14 protein-coding genes and 1 pseudogene are annotated in these 17,121 nt (G+C 54.3%); all 15 read right to left on the bottom strand.

The annotated features are described in order from the left end of the window. The coding region (locus K206_RS42180) for a family 1 glycosylhydrolase (protein WP_196812956.1) at positions 1-599 on the bottom strand (599 nt) is incomplete at its 3' end. Positions 600-1,064: 465 nt separating this feature from the next. Further along, a complete protein-coding gene (locus K206_RS0132670) occupies positions 1,065-2,258 on the bottom strand; it encodes a hypothetical protein (protein WP_020206511.1) in 1,194 nt (397 codons plus the stop codon). A gap of 58 nt (positions 2,259-2,316) precedes the next feature. Then, entirely contained in the window at positions 2,317-4,272 is a 1,956-nt protein-coding gene (locus K206_RS40010; protein WP_043367598.1) for a nucleoside-diphosphate sugar epimerase/dehydratase, read from the bottom strand. A 9-nt stretch (positions 4,273-4,281) separates the two neighbouring features. Then, positions 4,282-4,857 (bottom strand): NeuD/PglB/VioB family sugar acetyltransferase, encoded by a 576-nt coding sequence (locus K206_RS42175; protein ID WP_081651599.1) that lies wholly within the window; start codon positions 4,855-4,857, stop codon positions 4,282-4,284. 10 nt (positions 4,858-4,867) lie between these two features. Further along, on the bottom strand, positions 4,868-5,428 hold the full coding sequence (locus K206_RS0132660; RefSeq protein WP_029044350.1) for a sugar transferase: 561 nt from the start codon (positions 5,426-5,428) through the stop codon (positions 4,868-4,870). Continuing rightward, entirely contained in the window at positions 5,412-6,368 is a 957-nt protein-coding gene (locus K206_RS42170) for an SDR family oxidoreductase (RefSeq protein WP_081651598.1), read from the bottom strand. The genes K206_RS0132660 and K206_RS42170 overlap by 17 nt, the downstream gene beginning before the upstream one ends. After that, a complete protein-coding gene (locus tag K206_RS0132655; RefSeq protein ID WP_231401719.1) occupies positions 6,365-7,642 on the bottom strand; it encodes a glycosyltransferase family 4 protein in 1,278 nt (425 codons plus the stop codon). The genes K206_RS42170 and K206_RS0132655 overlap by 4 nt, the downstream gene beginning before the upstream one ends. Continuing rightward, positions 7,627-8,757, bottom strand: a complete 1,131-nt coding sequence (gene wecB, locus K206_RS0132650; RefSeq protein ID WP_029044348.1) for a non-hydrolyzing UDP-N-acetylglucosamine 2-epimerase — start codon at positions 8,755-8,757, stop codon at positions 7,627-7,629. Before wecB ends, K206_RS0132655 begins: the two co-directional genes overlap by 16 nt. A 37-nt stretch (positions 8,758-8,794) precedes the next feature. Further along, entirely contained in the window at positions 8,795-9,922 is a 1,128-nt protein-coding gene (locus tag K206_RS0132645; protein WP_020424005.1) for a capsular polysaccharide biosynthesis protein CapF, read from the bottom strand. A gap of 3 nt (positions 9,923-9,925) precedes the next feature. Next, the gene (locus tag K206_RS0132640; protein WP_029044347.1) at positions 9,926-10,969 is read right to left on the bottom strand and encodes a polysaccharide biosynthesis protein; all 1,044 of its coding nucleotides are present in this window, start codon (positions 10,967-10,969) and stop codon (positions 9,926-9,928) included. Between the two features lie 430 nt (positions 10,970-11,399). Continuing rightward, entirely contained in the window at positions 11,400-12,224 is an 825-nt protein-coding gene (locus tag K206_RS43340) for a hypothetical protein (protein WP_155888374.1), read from the bottom strand. Continuing rightward, positions 12,221-13,228 carry a glycosyltransferase family 2 protein gene (locus K206_RS42165; RefSeq protein WP_196812955.1) on the bottom strand — a complete coding sequence of 336 codons (1,008 nt, stop codon included), beginning with the start codon at positions 13,226-13,228 and terminating at the stop codon, positions 12,221-12,223. The genes K206_RS43340 and K206_RS42165 overlap by 4 nt, the downstream gene beginning before the upstream one ends. Position 13,229: 1 nt before the next feature. After that, positions 13,230-14,492, bottom strand: a complete 1,263-nt coding sequence (locus tag K206_RS42160) for an oligosaccharide flippase family protein (RefSeq protein ID WP_255359664.1) — start codon at positions 14,490-14,492, stop codon at positions 13,230-13,232. Positions 14,493-15,371: 879 nt separating this feature from the next. Beyond that, the gene (locus K206_RS43335; RefSeq protein WP_155888373.1) at positions 15,372-16,226 is read right to left on the bottom strand and encodes a hypothetical protein; all 855 of its coding nucleotides are present in this window, start codon (positions 16,224-16,226) and stop codon (positions 15,372-15,374) included. A gap of 222 nt (positions 16,227-16,448) precedes the next feature. Next, positions 16,449-16,952 (bottom strand): annotated as a pseudogene (locus K206_RS40005) (transposase); the annotation flags it as partial. Positions 16,953-17,121 lie beyond the last annotated feature (169 nt).

The following is a 17,121-nucleotide window of genomic DNA, read 5'->3' as shown; positions in this document are numbered from 1 at the left end:
ACACAAAAAATCTGACAGGTTCTATCCCCCTCCGGCTCATTGAATGTCAGAAAATACGGGACACTACTTCCGAAATTATCAAACACGACCCGGGAATATTTATCGAACCAACCAGGGGAATCAGAATTCCCCCAGCCACCTTTTTCATAAAGAGACAATGGCATGTCCCAATGATACAGCGTGACGACCGGTGTTATTCCTGCCGCCTTAAGATCTGCAATGAGACCACGATAATAATCGATGCCCTTCTGATTGACTCGATACCCATCCGGCATGATACGCGCCCAACTGATGGAGAATCGATATGCATTGATTCCGAGCCGTTTCATCAACCGTATGTCAGCGAGATAAACTGTTCTGGATATCTGATTCACGGAGACATCAGCATTATCCGATCTCCCAATGACATTCTTCGTCAGGTCCTGGTGGGTAAACTGGTCCCAATTGGATGGCCCTTTCCCATCACTATTCCACCCGCCTTCCACCTGATATGCAGATGACGCCGTCCCCCAGAGAAACTCGCACGTCCCGACTGCCGCCATACCGCTGGCGCTCCAGAACTGGAGAAGTGTCACACCTAATGTGATTATTTTTTTCATATTTATCGGCCTTAACCCCATTCATAGACAGCGAACTCGTACCGACGCCTGCACCACAGGACAGAAATGCCGAATCACGTCCAAACAGATAAGAGGGCGTGGCAAGTCGAACACCATTTCCGCAAAATTGAGTCGCGTACGTGGCGCCGTAGATCTACTGGCCCACTCGAATGTGACTTTTGGATCGTCGGGAACGGGTGAATGAGAACAGCCAGCAATCACGATACAGATGAGCGATGGCATGCGGCAATAAATTTCCCGAACTTGGGACTGCCTGCAAACACCGCTCATCCATGCTAGCATATGTAGCAGGTCCCTCCACTAAAGCGTCCAAGTCGACTCCATCCATCGCTCTACTCTGGGCACCCTTTCGGGATCACTCTGACACTCGTCAGGCCGGCCATCGATGGATGTCCATCTCGCCGAGGCAATACCGGCATACAAATCGGTGTCGCTCGCTTTTTCTCAATGCTTCGACGCCCGGTCCGATTGCATCAGGCCAAACAGCGCCTCTCGCCAAAACACGGCAGCCGCGATCAAGGCCGCCAGTATTGCACCAAGTATCGTGATCAACAGCGGCTGTGGACGCTCGGGTTGTGTCGGAATAGCGGGTTTTGCCAGAAACCGTGCCTGGGACAGGAAGCGAGCCGATATTTGCGAGATATCAGCTGCCAGTGCCGAAATCTTCTCGCGCTCCGCCTCCGTCTTCGCCTTCTTGGAGAAATCGGAGATCACTGCCGACACTTTCGTCACGCTATCATTTCCGCCTCTTGCGCTCGCCACCACCGCCTCGGTGTTGGCGATCAGTTCCTTGACGAAAATCTGTTGCGCAGCCTCGCGATCCAGCTTCTCGATTTTCCCATTGATCTCGATCGCTTCCGATTCAGCACCAACCAGTTGGGCCAAGGGGGAAATGAACTTTTCGTTCTCCTTGCGCACGTCCACAACCTGCGACACATCGCGTCGGGCAGCTTCCGGATAGCTGGTGACGACCCGCTTCAGCGCAGCAGCACGAGCTTCCGCTTGCTCGATGTCAAACTGGTACTTGAGCCTGCGCTCACGAGCCCGGTCGGCAAACTGTATGTTGTCCGCCGTCCAGCGAGCCACTTGATCGCGAACCGCCTCGCGCGCCGCCACGTCCTTGAAATACGCTCCGAGCCAGGTTGCCACGCGAGCGGCATCGACCGGACTGGAAGCGGTCGCAACGACCCGTACACCCATGTACACCGGAGGCGGAGGTTGCGTTGTAACCCGTCCGGCGGTGTTTTTGTTTTGATCGCGATTCTGATCGCGATTCTGATCGCGGTCCTGATCCTTCTCCCGCTCCAACTCCAACTGCAACAGGATATCTGGCACGTCCTTGGTATCGACTTTACTGATTTTCGGTACGGGCTTCTGCCAGTCGCCAGAAGTGATCTCGTGAATAAGTCGCTCAGCACTGCCATTCTGAATGCCCGGCAGCGGCGACACGTCCATGAATTGACTCCCCGAATCCGCTCCGTTGGCAAGCTCAGCAATACGCTTGTACTCAGTAGTGCCCATAGGCACGTTGAGGATACCCTCGGACTTGTAGCGAAGCAAAGGTCCATAACCAATGGCCGCGCCGATTCCGGCGCCGGCCACAGCCGCTACCACGATTGCCATCAACTTCTTCTGCATAACAATTCACCAGCCCTTTCTGAGACTTTCCCGATTTTGTTTATCTATAATGAGTTTGTTACAAGGCAAGGGCCGAAGCCGTATCGGTCGGCCGTACGACATATCCATGTACCAGTTGCGTCAATATTTTCTTGATGGTGGCCTCGTCGTTCCGAATAGCGGCATTCCGCATTTCGACCAACAGCGGTCCAAGTTCGGACCAGGACACCAGGTCTTCATGCGCTTTCATGATTCGCTCGTGCATGGTGCCTTCCGGGTTATCGCCAATAAGCAATTCCTCGTAGAGTTTCTCACCGGGACGCAGCCCTGTGATCTGAATCTCAATGTCGCCATCCGGATTAGTGTCATTGCGCACAGTCAGTCCCGACAACTGAATCATGCGCCTCGCCAGATCCATGATCCTGACGGGAGAGCCCATATCCAATACGAAGACATCACCGCCATGAGCCATTGCGCCAGCTTGAAGCACGAGTTGTGCCGCCTCTGGAATAGTCATGAAGTAGCGAGTCACATTCTCATGTGTCACGGTCACGGGACCGCCTTCGCTCAATTGTTTCCGGAATAGTGGCACGACGCTACCGCTGCTGCCCAGAACATTGCCAAAACGAACCATGGCGAAAATGGTTTCGTTAGGTACCGCTGCGCTCAATGTGTCATCTGGCTGATGGAATCGTACGGTCTTGCTCGCGGCCAATGCCTGAAGCACCAGTTCGGCCATTCGTTTGGTAGCACCCATGACATTGGTCGGGCGTACCGCCTTGTCCGTCGAGACCAGAACGAAATGCATCACGCCGCTTTCCATCGCTGCGCGAGCCGTATTCAGCGTTCCGAATATGTTGTTGAGCACCCCTTCCGATGGATTGCACTCCACTAATGGCACATGTTTGTAGGCTGCCGCATGGTATACAGTCGCCGGACGATACAACTGGCATATTTCCCTAATGCGTCCGAAATTGACCACGCTGCCCAGCAAAGGCACCACCTGCACTGCCAGCCCGTGCTCTGTGCACAAGCTCTCCAATTCCCGATGGATGGTGTAGAGCCCAAATTCGTTGTGCTCGACAAGCAAGAGCCGGCTCGGGTTCTCCCGCAGAATCTGTCGGCATAGCTCGCTGCCGATGCTCCCGCCTGCTCCCGTGACCAGCACCGTCTTGCCCAGGAGATTTCGCGCAAGCAGCCCCACATGCGGCGGCACAGGGGCGCGCCCGAGCAGATCTTCGACATCTAACTCCTGAACGTCGTGCACCGTGACACGCCCGGAAGCCAGATCCACCATTCCCGGCAGCGTGCGCACATGAACCGGCAATTCTCGCAGGGAAGCAATGATTGCATTGCGGAGCCCCCGGTCTAGCGACGGGATCGCTAACAGAATGTCGGTCACTCCCATACGCTCGACCGCATCCGGCACATCTTCGGGACTCAGAATGTCCAGACCGTTGATGTGGCCGCCAACTTTGGTGCGATCATCGTCGATAAAGCCCAACAGTACAAACTTCTGCGTGGCACCAAGGGCCGAAGCTATCTGCACGCCAGCCTCCCCGGCGCCATAAATCAAAAGACGCGCTTCCGCACGGCGTGACTTGCCAGACCAGCCTGCAAGCCAGAATTTGGCCATCGCCCTACTGGCCCCGACAAGGAGCAGAAAAAGCATTGGCTGAATCAAGCCTACGCTGCGTGGTACGCCATCCCACTTGAACACGAGAAGCGCCACAAAAAAGATCGCGCCGTACAGGCCCACCGCAGTGGCGGTATTAGCCAAAGCGGCCATACCCGTATAGCGAAAAATCGCGCGATACAAACCAAATCGCACGAATAACGGGAAAGCCAATAGAGGGGCCAGCATATAAACATAGCCTTGCTGATCCTGAGGCAAGCCAGTCTGATCGATCCGCAGGTAAAAGGCAGCCCAGACGGAAAAAATGGACAGCACCAGATCAAGGACAGCAACGACCAGACGTTTTGTGGGACGCGACAGCGCCAACAATGGAGCGGCAGCTTTATTGAATGATGGCATTCTGACTTCTCAACTCACATGAAGGGCCCTGCCGGGCACCAGAACGGCCCCATCTTCCACCCTCACACCATAACCTAGCACCGACCCGGCCTGCATCCATGCCGCGCGGCCCAGCATCGCACCTCCTGCCATAGCCGCGTTTACGCCAAGATGGCCGAAGTCCCCAACGTGACAATGATGGTCGACTACGGCTCCACTGTTGACAATCACGCCCGCCCCCAGATGCGCCTCCGTGCCCACGACCGCCCTCGCCATGATGACACTCCCCGCCCCGATGACCGCTCGAGAAGACACGATGGCCCCCGGGTGGATCAATGTGGGGAGTTCAAATCCCAGATCAACAAGACGATCAAACAAGATCTCCCGCAACGAATTGTTGCCAATGGCAACTATGGCAGCATCCGCTTTTGAACGGTATCGCTCCAAAGACGCAGTAGTACCGATCACCGGCCAATCCCAGACCTTGGCCAAACCGGGAGCCGCGTCGTCGACAAATCCAACCAAATTGAAGACATGACCGGCCAACACAGTCTCTGCCACCGACCGGCCGTGCCCTCCCGCACCGACAATCAACAAGCTCTTCATGACGCTACCATCAATGCGTAATCCCATCGCGCCGGATGACCCTTTCAAATGTCATCCACAAGATGCGAAGATCAAAAAGAAACGATCGTCGCTCCAAATATTGGCGGTCTAGCTTGACCTTCTCCGGAATCGGCAGTTCGTCCCTGCCGTTGATCTGTGCCCAGCCGGTAAGCCCGGGTACCAGTTCATGGACACCTTCGCTGGTGCGCAAGGAAATCAGGTCCTGCTGATTGAAGAGCGCCGGGCGCGGTCCGACAAAGCTCATGTCTCCGACAAGAATGCTCCAAAGCTGCGGCAACTCGTCAAGGCTGCTCTTGCGCAGGAAGCTGCCAATCGGCGTAAGCTGGGCGTCTGGATTCTTCAACAGATGAGTGGCCACCGCGGGCGTCCCAACCCGCATGCTCCGAAACTTCGGCATCCGGAAAATCCTGTTGTTCTTTCCTACTCGATTCGACCAATACAACGCCGGCCCCGGCGAGGTCAAGCGGACCGCCACGGCAATCACCACGATAGGCACAAGCAAGAATATTCCTGCGCAGGCCGCCAACAACAAATCAAACAGACGCTTCACGTCGATAACCCTCCGCTACCCTTCGCAGCCCCTCGTCCACAGATACCGGCGGACTCCAAGCCAGGATTTCTTGTGTTCTTGAAATGTCGACCTGAAGCGATCCACACAATCGCTGTGCGATGGAGGACTTGCCCAGTGCCGTCGCTCCCATGCGGAGCAGAATGGCCGGCACGTTAACCAGTCTCGCCGGGCGTCCGAGAGCCCACCCCATGCGCTGCAGCAACTGCGTCGTCGATAGATCTTCGCCGTCGGAGACCAGAAATATCTGATTTGCGGCAGCGGGATGATCCACGCATGCCTCGATCAGCGCTATCAGGTTGTCGATAGCGACCAAGCTGCGGGCATTGTGAATTGCCCCTAATGGTAAAGGTATCCCTCGACTAAGCCATTTCATCATCGCATCGAAATTCGCCTTCACGCCGGGGCCGTAAACCAGCGGGGGACGAATAATAACAACTTCCATACCCGTCTGGTCCGCTATCTCCCACAACCCCCGCTCTGCCTCCATCTTCGACACCCCATAGGGATCGAGTGGTGCGGGAATGTCGTCAGCCTGAAAGGGATTTCCCGGTGTCGTTGCCTCACCGTTGACCTTGATCGAGCTGAGAAAGACAAACCGCTTCACACCCGCAGCAGCGGCCTGACGAGCGAGACTCAAAGTGCCTTCGACATTGATCGAGCGAAATGCAGCAAGCGGGTCGACTGCGTTATCGTCCATGACGTGCACCCGAGCCGCGGTGTGCACGACCACCGCGACTGCCGATAATGCCTCACGCCAGTCGGTATCTGCCGACAGGCTGCCGACATGCATAACCTGTACCCCCTCCGGCATTACGGCCTTTGAACGTCGGATACACGCGCGAACCGGGACGGGCCCCGTAGCCAACTTCCTGACCAAGGCGCTGCCGACGAACCCAGTCGCACCCGTTACGAGAATCATTGCGTCTCCCGAGAGATGGTGGGGGGTAGATTGTCGCGGGACATGGTTCCGAGCCAGTGCTCCAGTCGGCGGATCAGGGTATCCCTGTCAAATTCGCGGTCACTGACAACTCTTGCATTAGTACCCATGGCCCTACGCTCGTCGTCGGTCATCTGCGAAAGTGCCAGGACTCCATTCGCCAATGCCACGTGATCTCCTGCGGCACACGTGAAACCTGCTCCGGCATTCTTCACGACATCAGCCCCCTCCCCATTCAGCATCGCCACTACGGGAAGACCCGCTGCCAAGTACGATTGAAGCTTCCCTGGAATCGTCATCGAAAAAATTGGCTCATCCTTCAGGCTAACCAGCAAGGCATGTGCATGCCTAAAGAAGGATGGCATTCTTTCGACCGGATATCTTCCCAACATCAGCACATGGTCCTGCAGGCCGCGTCGTTCGATTTCGTCCGCAACCCACCGCGCAGCGCGCCCGTCGCCAATGATTAGCCACCGAATGTGCTCGTATTGCTTCAATCTCTCCGCGGCGGCCAGAATAGCTGGGAAGTCCTGTGCGTCGCCGATATTGCCGGCAAACATCACATTGAAACAACCCAGTCGTTGTGGCACCTCCTGGGCTGGCGTGGCTGCCTCCAGATCGAACAGCGACTCCGCCCAGCTCGGAAAATATTCCACCCTCCTGTTGGCACAGGCGTACTTTCGGATCTGGGGGATAAAGCTCCGCGATTGAGCAAGTATCAAATCGCAACGGCCATAGATGAAAGCAACCAGTTTTCCGACGATCTGCAGGAGCCTGCGCGACCGGACCACGCCGACCGCTTGCAAGGTTTCCGGCCACAGGTCCAGCACCCAGAAAGCCATCGGTGCACGTTTGATTGCCCGCATCAGTGCCGCAGGCAATCCCACTGTAATGGGCGATGGCTCATAGGCAAATATCGCGTCGAATTGCCGTCCGCGAAGCTTCCATATACCCAATAGAGATGCACTGAGCGCGAAAGAGAGATAGTTCAGCATCAATCGCAGGCCGCCCTTGGCCCTGGGCAACATTGGCACGCGCACGATCTCCGCTTCCCCGTAGCACGAGTAGGCGTCCGGATTGTCACGAAACTGTTGAAACACGCTTCCGTCCGGATAATTGGGTAACCCAGTCAACACGGTAACCGTATGACCGCGCCGTACCAGTTCGGCCACCAGATCATTGATCCGGAAGTTCTCAGGCCAAAAGTACTGTGTTACAATAAGCAAGCGCATCCGCCCCCCTAATACTTCTTCCACACGACGCGATTCACGTAGTCCGTATAGCTGTGAACGATACGCAGTACCTTGTCGGAAACGTTTGACATGCTGTAGTCCGCGACTTGCCTCAGGGAACGCTCCTCGGCGCGCAGTTGGGTACGCAATATCTCGAGTCCCTGCAACACACGTTCAATATTCAGTCCCACCATCATCACGGCCGCTTCCTCCATGCCCTCCGGGCGCTCATGCGCCTCTCGCAGATTGAGAGCGGGGAAATTCATAATGGACGATTCTTCGTTAATTGTGCCGCTATCCGACAGCACGGCAGTCGCGGACATTTGAAGTTTGTTGTAATCCGAGAATCCCAGGGGCTTCAGCAATTGAACATTGGGATGGAATGTCACGTTCATCGCATCCACTCTCTTCTGGGTGCGCGGATGAGTGGAAACGATGACGGGTTGGCCATGTTGCTCGGCCACCGTGTTCAGAACCTGCACAAGCCTTCCGAAGCTGGCATCGGAGTCAACATTTTCTTCCCGGTGGACACTGACGACGAAAAACTCTCGCTCCTTCAGCCGCAAACGTTCAAGCACCCCTGATTTATCGATTGCGGGCCGGTAGTGGGCCAGCACCTCTGCCATCGGACTTCCCGTCTTGATTACCATGTCCGGCGGCAAGCCTTCGCGAAGCAGATACTCGCGGGCAATCGAGCTATAGGTGAGATTGATGTCCGCAGTATGATCGACAATGCGCCGATTTATCTCCTCTGGCACGCGCAGATCGAAACAGCGATTTCCGGCTTCCATGTGAAAAATTGGAGTCTTGCGCCGCTTGGCGGGAATCACCGATAGGCAACTATTGGTATCGCCGAGCACCAGGAGCGCCTCCGGCTTCTCCTCGCCCAATACCCGATCCATAGCAATGATTATATTGCCTATGGTCTCTGCGGCGTTACCACCCGCAGCATTCAAGAAATGGTCAGGCTTGCGGATACCAAGATCATCAAAGAATATCTGGTTCAGTTCGTAGTCGTAGTTCTGTCCGGTATGCACGAGTATATGCTCGCAATGCTCGTCGAAACGTGCCAGCACCCGCGACAGGCGAATGATCTCGGGTCGGGTGCCGACCACAGTCATGACTTTGAGTTTTTTCATCGGCATCGAAGAAATATGAGTAGCGGAGGCCATCGGCTTAGACCGGACAGGCAAAGGTATCGGGATGAGCCCGATCGAATACCTCGTTGGCCCACAGCATGACGACCATCTCGTCTGTCCCAATGTTGGTGACGTCGTGAGTCCAGCCTGGAACAGTCTCAACGATCTCCGGCCGCTCGCCACTGGTGACCAATTCGTGCATTTCGCCGGTCTGCATATGGCGGAACTTGAAGCATGCACGCCCCTTGATGACGAGGAATTTCTCGGTCTTCGTGTGGTGGTAATGCCCTCCTCGCGTGATCCCAGGGTGAGCGGTAAAAAAAGAAAACTGGCCGCAATCCGGCGTCTTCAGCATCTCCACGAATACGCCGCGCGCATCGCCGTGGCTGGGCACCTCGTATGCGAACGATTCGGGGAGCAGATAGCTCACGTAGGTCGCGTAGAGAGCCCGCAGGAAGCCACTCCCTACGCGGTCGATTGTAAGTGTGCTGCGGCTGTCCCGAAATACTTGGATCTGGCGTGCCAATTCGCCGACGGTAACGGTGTACTGAGGCGTTACCTGGCTAAAACCTTCAGTATCTCTTTGAGCGTCGGCTCCATCCATTATTTGAACGAACCGCTCGATGACATCGTCCACATACACGAGCGTGACCGGAGCAGCCTGGTCATTCACCTGGATAGAGAGACCACGAGAAATGTTGTGGCAAAACGTGGCGACCGCGGAGTTGTAGTTGGGCATGCACCATTTGCCAAACACGTTGGGCAGGCGGAACACATGCACCGGAATTTGATGGCTCTGCGCGACCGCCTGCAAAAGCTCTTCGGCACCTCGCTTGCTGCGCCCATATGGATTGTCCTGCCGGGCTTGAGTCGACGACGTGTAGATAACCGGAACCCTGCGCCCCCTGCTATCCATCTCAGCTCGCAGTGCTTGGCACAATGCCATGGTCAGATCAACATTGCCCGCGACAAACTCCGCCGGATCCTCCGGACGATTGACTCCAGCCAAGTGAAAGACGAAATCCACCTCCCCCAACAACGCCTTCAGGCGAGCGGGATCATCCTCACGGGTGAAACACACTATCGATACATCTTCGCGCTCAGCCAGATGCAGGCGGAGGTTCTTGCCAATGAAACCATTGGCTCCAGTGATTAACACCTTCACGCGTCACTCCTCCGCAACGGCATGTTCGCCCCGTGCAATACGCTGCATGAAATCCAGTTTGAGCAGTAGCGCCTTCATTCCGGCCACGTCCAGCCGCCTTGTGTTGTGAGAGTTATAGTCCTCTCCATGCGTGCTTCGCGTGATACGCGCCTCGCCTTCTTCAACGAACTTGGCATAGTTCAGATCACGGCCATCAGGTGGAACGCGGAAATAATCCCCCATATCCTCGGCACAGGCCATTTCCTCCCGACTGAGCAACGCCTCATAGAGCTTCTCCCCGTGACGAGTGCCAATCACATGGACAGGATGTCCCGGCCTTTGCATCAGTTCGAGGATGGCCTTGGTAAGCACGTCGACGGTCGCCGCCGGCGCCTTTTGCACGAAGATGTCGCCATTGTTCCCATGCTGAAAGGCGTGCAGTACCAAATCGACCGCATCGGCAAGCGTCATCATGAACCGCGTCATCGCGGGATCCGTCACCGTGATGGGTTTGTCTGCAAGAACCTGGTCCACAAACAGCGGAATGACGGATCCGCGCGAAGCCATCACATTGCCATACCGCGTGCCACATATGACAGTCCCGGTCCCTTCCAGGTTACGGCTGGCCGCTACCATCACCTTCTCCATCATCGCCTTGCTGATGCCCATGGCATTGATCGGATAAACCGCCTTATCAGTGCTTAGGCAGACTACTCGCTCAACGCCCGCAGCAACCGCCGCCTCAAGCACATTCTCCGTCCCGATCACGTTGGTTTGCACAGCTTGCATGGGATGGAACTCGCACGACGGCACCTGCTTCAGCGCCGCCGCATGAAATACATAGTCCACACCGCGCATGGCTGCCGCCACGCTATGCCGATCGCGAACATCACCAATGTAGAACTTAAGTTTGGGATTTGCGTATTTTTTCCGCATATCATCCTGTTTCTTCTCGTCTCGACTGAAGATTCGAATTTCAGCAATATCGGAATCCAGGAATCGCCGAAGAACGGCATTGCCAAAGGAGCCTGTGCCTCCAGTTATCAACAACGACGACTGTGTCTTCATGAGCGAAACCTTTCTCTAAATTTGATTGACGATATGACTTTTGTTCACGAATCTGAGCCGGAACATCACGAGCCAGAACATAGATGCGCTTACGGGCTGAAAAAATCCGCCACCGGTGAAAGCATTATTTAGCAAGAACAAAAAAAGAGCAGCCAATAGGAATTTGACCTCGACCGGCGGTTTTCTCTGTTCGCGCAAATGCAGTCGAACGGAAAACAACAGCAGCCCTAACAGATAGATGCAGATAATGCCACCAATTATTGCACCAAAGATCAGGATCAATTCGACGACGCCATTGTGCGCAGTAGGGATGTCAGGATATCCGAGTGCACCAGCACCGCCATATACACCCGCCCCAAATAGGGCAACCCGCCAGCCGTGATAATCGAAGGCAGCTGCCGGCAGTTCCGTTATCCGATCTATGACTGATTCAAAGAATGTGACATCGGACGTAAGTTCCTGTCGACCTGAGATAACACCGCTCTACCGAGCGGAGCGCGACCTCGAACACACTAGCAGACCCAGCATCAGCAGATGAATAGAAAGAGATAGCGATCCAACCCAGCATAACGACGGGGACTGATAATACCGCCATGCGAAGTATCACACGTCTATTCACATTACCACGAATCCAGCACCCGAGAATCAGAGCAAGAGCCAGATTCGCCAACGCTGCCTTTTGAAGCGACAGGATTCCACCGATGATGAAAATTATGAAGAGACACAGGGCAACAGGGAACGAAAAGAATCCGAACGCACCTATGGAAGCAATACCAACACTGCTGCCATATGACGTAAGGCTGCCCGTCAATGCGGCGAAGCGTTCCACACCCGCCCGTTCGCTTGGCTCAGCAAACCACTCGATAGGTCCTATCAGATACTGAAGCGGATAGGACAATGATGCTATCACGTAAAAAATAACAAACCATTTTATCTTGCGGTCTACCTCCCCTGCCCCCATAGTCATGCAGGCAAAGATAAGCGGCATGACCGACCAGAACCTTATCAGGCCAATGATCGAATTATCGTAGGATGGCTCCACGGCAATTGTCACAATTGAGGCAAAGATCCACAGCAACAGCAAGAGCCAGAAGCATGGATCCTGATTTGCCTCATGACGATTCGCATAGCTTACCGTCATGAACACGAGAATGACCAACATCAGTGCCACGAAATAAATCGGGGAAAGGTTTCTCAACAAGTGAAACCAGTACATCACCAAAACCACTATCCCCGCGGTTTCAATGTTCTTCACGAATACCACCCTCTCTTGTTAGCATCGCTGACACTCACTTGAGAGCTGTCAATTCTGTCGAAAGAACCCTTTCTATACGCAGATGCCAATACGAACCGGAAAGCATGACGAACATAAAGAAATCCAATTCTGTCTGTCCGAGTAAGGAACCATTCAACCAGCGACGGTAATTTCGAATCCAATAGCCAATAGAGCACCGCCCGCCTCAGGGATTTTGCCGACAATTTCTCCCGCCCTCGCTCCAGATCGGTGGTTCGTCCCAGGACGGAAATCGCGTCGGGCGCCACTTTCCTGAACACGGGAAAACCGTCCCTGGACGAGTGGTAAATCTTGTTTTTGAACTTTACGAGGGAACCATTCAGTTCCTCATGTAGAATCTCCGCCGGCGAAGGTCGGATCGAGAACCCCCGTTTAGTCAGTTGCCATCCGAACTCAACATCTTCATATCCATATCCAAGAAAGCGCTCATCGAACGTCACGCCCGACTCCAGCAAGACGGCTTTCTCGATCATCATGTTCATGGTGACAATTTCTCTAAACTCGAGCTTCTCCGCTCTCGGACGCAGTTTAGAGAAATGGCACTCATCCCTATATCGATAGTAGTTGCTGGCTGAAATCAGCCCCTTGTCGAATCGAACTCCTCCGCACCATGCGACACGTTGCCCCCTCGTGTCTGCGGCGGACGCAAGGAAACGTTCCAAGTGATCGGGATCCGGGATGCAATCATCATCCAGGAAAATCAAATAGCATCCATTTGCCAGTTGTATTCCTAAGTTCCGCTTGGCACTGATAGAGTTGATTTCACAGTTAACCAGGCGTACAGGTCTGCCAGATCTGGCTGCTATATCTTGCACCGCTTCATCGGTTCCATCTCCGCTACGGCTATCGATCACGAGAATTTCGAATCGTTCCGCCGACATGGATTGTGCCAGGAGTGCAGAAACGACCTTTTTTAGTATTTCGACGCGGCGCCAGGTCGAGACAATAACTGAGATTTCGTACACTTCAGACCCTCTCGATTCCAAATAGAATACCCATCCGGCTTCTGGCAAACAGGTAGAAGGCAACCGCCATACATCCTTCGGCCACGACAATCGTGATTACGCCAGAATATTTTGGAATCCAAAACACCGTGGCGAAGAATACGATAAGCGCCATAGTTTCCGCGAAAGCGATCGAGGCAAGATATTCTGAGTCGAAGCCCGCAGGAACGAGTGTCAAGCCACCATTTACCACTCCAATGGCAATGAATATGGGGAGCAAGGAGACAATCTTTGTTATGTTATCCAATCCCGTAGCCACGTTTACCTTGAACAACATCCCCACGGCCCACGCACCGAAAACGGCTATCCCCACCAGACATACCAGACCATATGAAACCATTACTTTGGACAGCTGCGAACGCGTGACCTTGGCCCGCTCTATATCCCTCGACAACAAATCGCTCATCACCGGAAATGCAGTGTTCGCGATCGGCACGGAGAGAGATGACAGCCCCCGTGCCATTTTATCTAGCACGGACAAGAGACCTGCGGACTTCGAATCCACGAAGTGACCAGTCAACAAGATCACAAGCTGCATATGGATGGAAAGCAGGGCTAATGAAATGAAACTCTTGGTTCCCCGTCGAATCGTAACGATCATTTCCGAGAAATCCGTCGGCCGGCTCCAGGTGACTTTGAAAAGCATAAGTGTCGCAACCCAGGAAATAACTCCGCTCACCAGATAGCTTCCACCAAATGCAGCGGCGGCCCAACCGATGTCCTGAGGCTCTTTGACTACCCAGATAGACACCGCCAAATACAATGATTTCCCCATCAAATTAGCGAGGGCCAGCCATCCATAGAGGCCTCTTCCCTGGAAAAACCAATTCGACTGCAAAAATGCACCAATACCGGCGGGAATGACTGCCAATATTAAAATCGATCTATCTATGGAAAAAATTCGTGTCGGCAGAAGCAACGAGAAAATTAGCGCACATGCGATCAGCAGTAACAGCCTGGCATTTTGATATTTAGAATAGACCAATGAAATCTCAGACAACACCTTATTACCGGCAATCTCACGCGCACCACTCAGCGAAAATCCATAGTCAACCACTTGACAGAAGATAACGGCAGTCGCCTGCGCAATAGCCAATTCGCCAAAGGCATCTGCTCCAAGACACCGAGTCAGAAATGGAATCGCCGCGAGCGGAAACAGCAAATTTGCTGCCATCGATGTGGCGGCATAGGCATTATTTCTCTTAAATACGACCCCACCTGACAAAATATCTACTCCACTTCAGCGGCACTATTAGGTGTCGTCATATTAAATTCTCTCGCCGCAAGTCCACAACTCAAATAATCCTCTATGCCGGTGCCATCATTAGATTGACTGCTCATATGAACGCTACCGGTGAATGTTCCGGTCCAAACTGCAACCTACAACAAAGACGGCTGACCGCAGCGCGGATCTGGGCGATCGACAGCATATGGCTCTGCACCAGCCGTCCATGGAACCGGCAACGAACAATCCATGTGGTCCGTGGCCTCAGACCCGGGCTATCTCCCGAACCCATTGCAGCATGGACAGGACGATCATTGTCTTGTAATGTGGACATTCACCGGATACCACTACGTCGCACAAACAGGAAATGCCGCGCTGAAGCCCTGACATTCGCCAAGTATGTCCAGTTCAGCAGAATCCCGGCGCGGCCAAAACCTGCGCCAGCCGGTGATGGGAATTTGCAGCAACTCATGCCCCCTCTACCTATCGATATGTTTCGACACCCGGCGATGCCGGCTGCCCGCTCTTGCCCATCGTGGGAACGGCGCGGGATCTTAAGTACTTGCAGAAGTGGCGGTATTCTATCCGACCCAAGGCCAAGACCCGCTTCAGGTTGTCTTTTTTTTGTAGCGCACTGTAACCAATGGCTCCGCTAACCCCCACGGCGCCACATCTGGCAACATTCTCCTCACCCTCTGCCAGAGCACATAATTGCATCCAGACTCCGGATGTTCGCCATGCGAACATCCGGAGAAATTGCAGTAGCCAATTATGATTCGACGCTCTGCCAGTCCGCATCAACCCCTTGGATGTCTGTTGCTGTGGCTTTCCGGACTCGCCAGGCTTTCCACATAGAAACAGGAACAAGAAGGTTTCTATTCACGATTTCCCGTCCAGATCGATGCAGCAGATATTCCCCTCGCGCTGCGCTATCGCCATGAGCGAAGCCGAAAATAGCGTAGAACCGATCCGTCTCAAAAGACTGGGCAAGGCATCGCCTTTCAGATCCAATCCGAAACCCTGGTCGTAGAGATAGTCTGATTGGAGTGGCTCCTTCAGATTATCGAAAGCAAAGAACGTCAAGTTATCAACCACCAGTCGGCGCGCCCCATCACCCTGAATATGGCATCGACCAGCGAAGTCTCGAATTCGGGTTCTCTGCGCAGCATAGCCAAACGCAGGAATCGACAGCACTTGCTGCGACATGCCGGTCCCTAATGCACGTACCGACTGGATCGTCAAAGGAAGCACAGTAAACAGCAGCAATGCAGAACTGCAGAGAAACAACAGAAGAAGAGGAGAAAACGCAACCATCAATACACGTGGTGCCCCGCCGAGCCACTGCACCGCCCGCGTGTCCTGTATCGCAGCTACGCACAATGTCACCAACAGCCCGGAAACGGGAACGACAAGGGTGCCGGCATAGAAATTCCAGGTCTTATAGAGCAACATGTGGCCGAGAAAGCCTGTCCAAAGTGCCAACAGGCACCACAATATACCTCCTATTGCGTAACGCGAGAGACCGCGTAGAAATAGAATTGGAGGCAGGATCACCGCTGTCCAGAATATAGATAGAATCGCATAGCCAATACCCGAATTGACCCAAACTGTAATTTGCCTGAGACTCAAACCGGGCACCGGAGCCAGCCATGCGGATTGATACTGATCTGCGAATTGTAGATAGCGAAGAACAGCCAATGGTGCCGTTTTAATGTTGGCTAACAGTGCGGCCATGAACATTCTGGGCTCGCTTGTCAGCGTATCAAACGATATTGAATGCTTACAGCAGGTTCGAAAGCCCCCAAAGTTAGGAATATGGTGCATAGCTAGAATAGTCGAACCATGTCACCGGAATGCCACATCGCTCGAATATGGAGACGTCGAGGTAATCGCAGGCAGCGGGACCTAACACATATTCCATGCCCCCGCTTGCGTGCGGATCTCGGCTAGAGGGTGTTATGCACTTTGCAGGATAGGTACGGCATGAACGAGCATGAGCATGGCAAAGACCACGAAGTGCAATCCGGCCAACGTTTCTGGCAAACGTTCATCGTCTCGCGCCAATCTGCGGAAGCGATTGGCCCAGCCGAAACTGCGTTCCACCACCCACCGTCTGGGCAGCAAGACGAAGCCTTTCTTGGCTTCGGGCAGCTTGATGATCTGCAACGCCATGCCTTCGTCGCTTGCGGCTTGGGCCGGCTGCGCTCCGGTATAGCCTTGGTCGGCATACGCCACCTTCACCGTCTGGCCGCTTGCCTGCTGCACTTGCTGCGCCAGTTCCTCTACCTGGGCGCGCTCCTGTTCGTTGGCCGGCGTGATATGCACGGCAAGCAAATACCCCAGCGTATCGACAGCCATATGGACTTTGCTTCCCCGCTTGCGCTTGTACCCATCGTACCCCGCCCTCGGCCCGCTTTCACAGGTCGATTGCAGCGTGCGTCCATCAAGAATGACGGCGCTGGCGTGTTCTGAGCTACACGCTCAAGCACAAGCCTGCGGACGGGCGACGCATTGGGGCAACTACAAGCTTGCCGTGGGACTGGGGGATGTGTCAGTCTCGGCCATGCAGCGCATCTGGCGCAAACATGCGCGTGCGCCCGCACAGGCTGAGGTTCCCCTTGTTTTTCGC

The sequence above is a fragment of the Cupriavidus sp. WS genome (assembly GCF_000395345.1).
GTDB lineage: Bacteria > Pseudomonadota > Gammaproteobacteria > Burkholderiales > Burkholderiaceae > Cupriavidus > Cupriavidus basilensis_B.
This window is presented reverse-complemented; position numbering and strand designations above follow the sequence as displayed.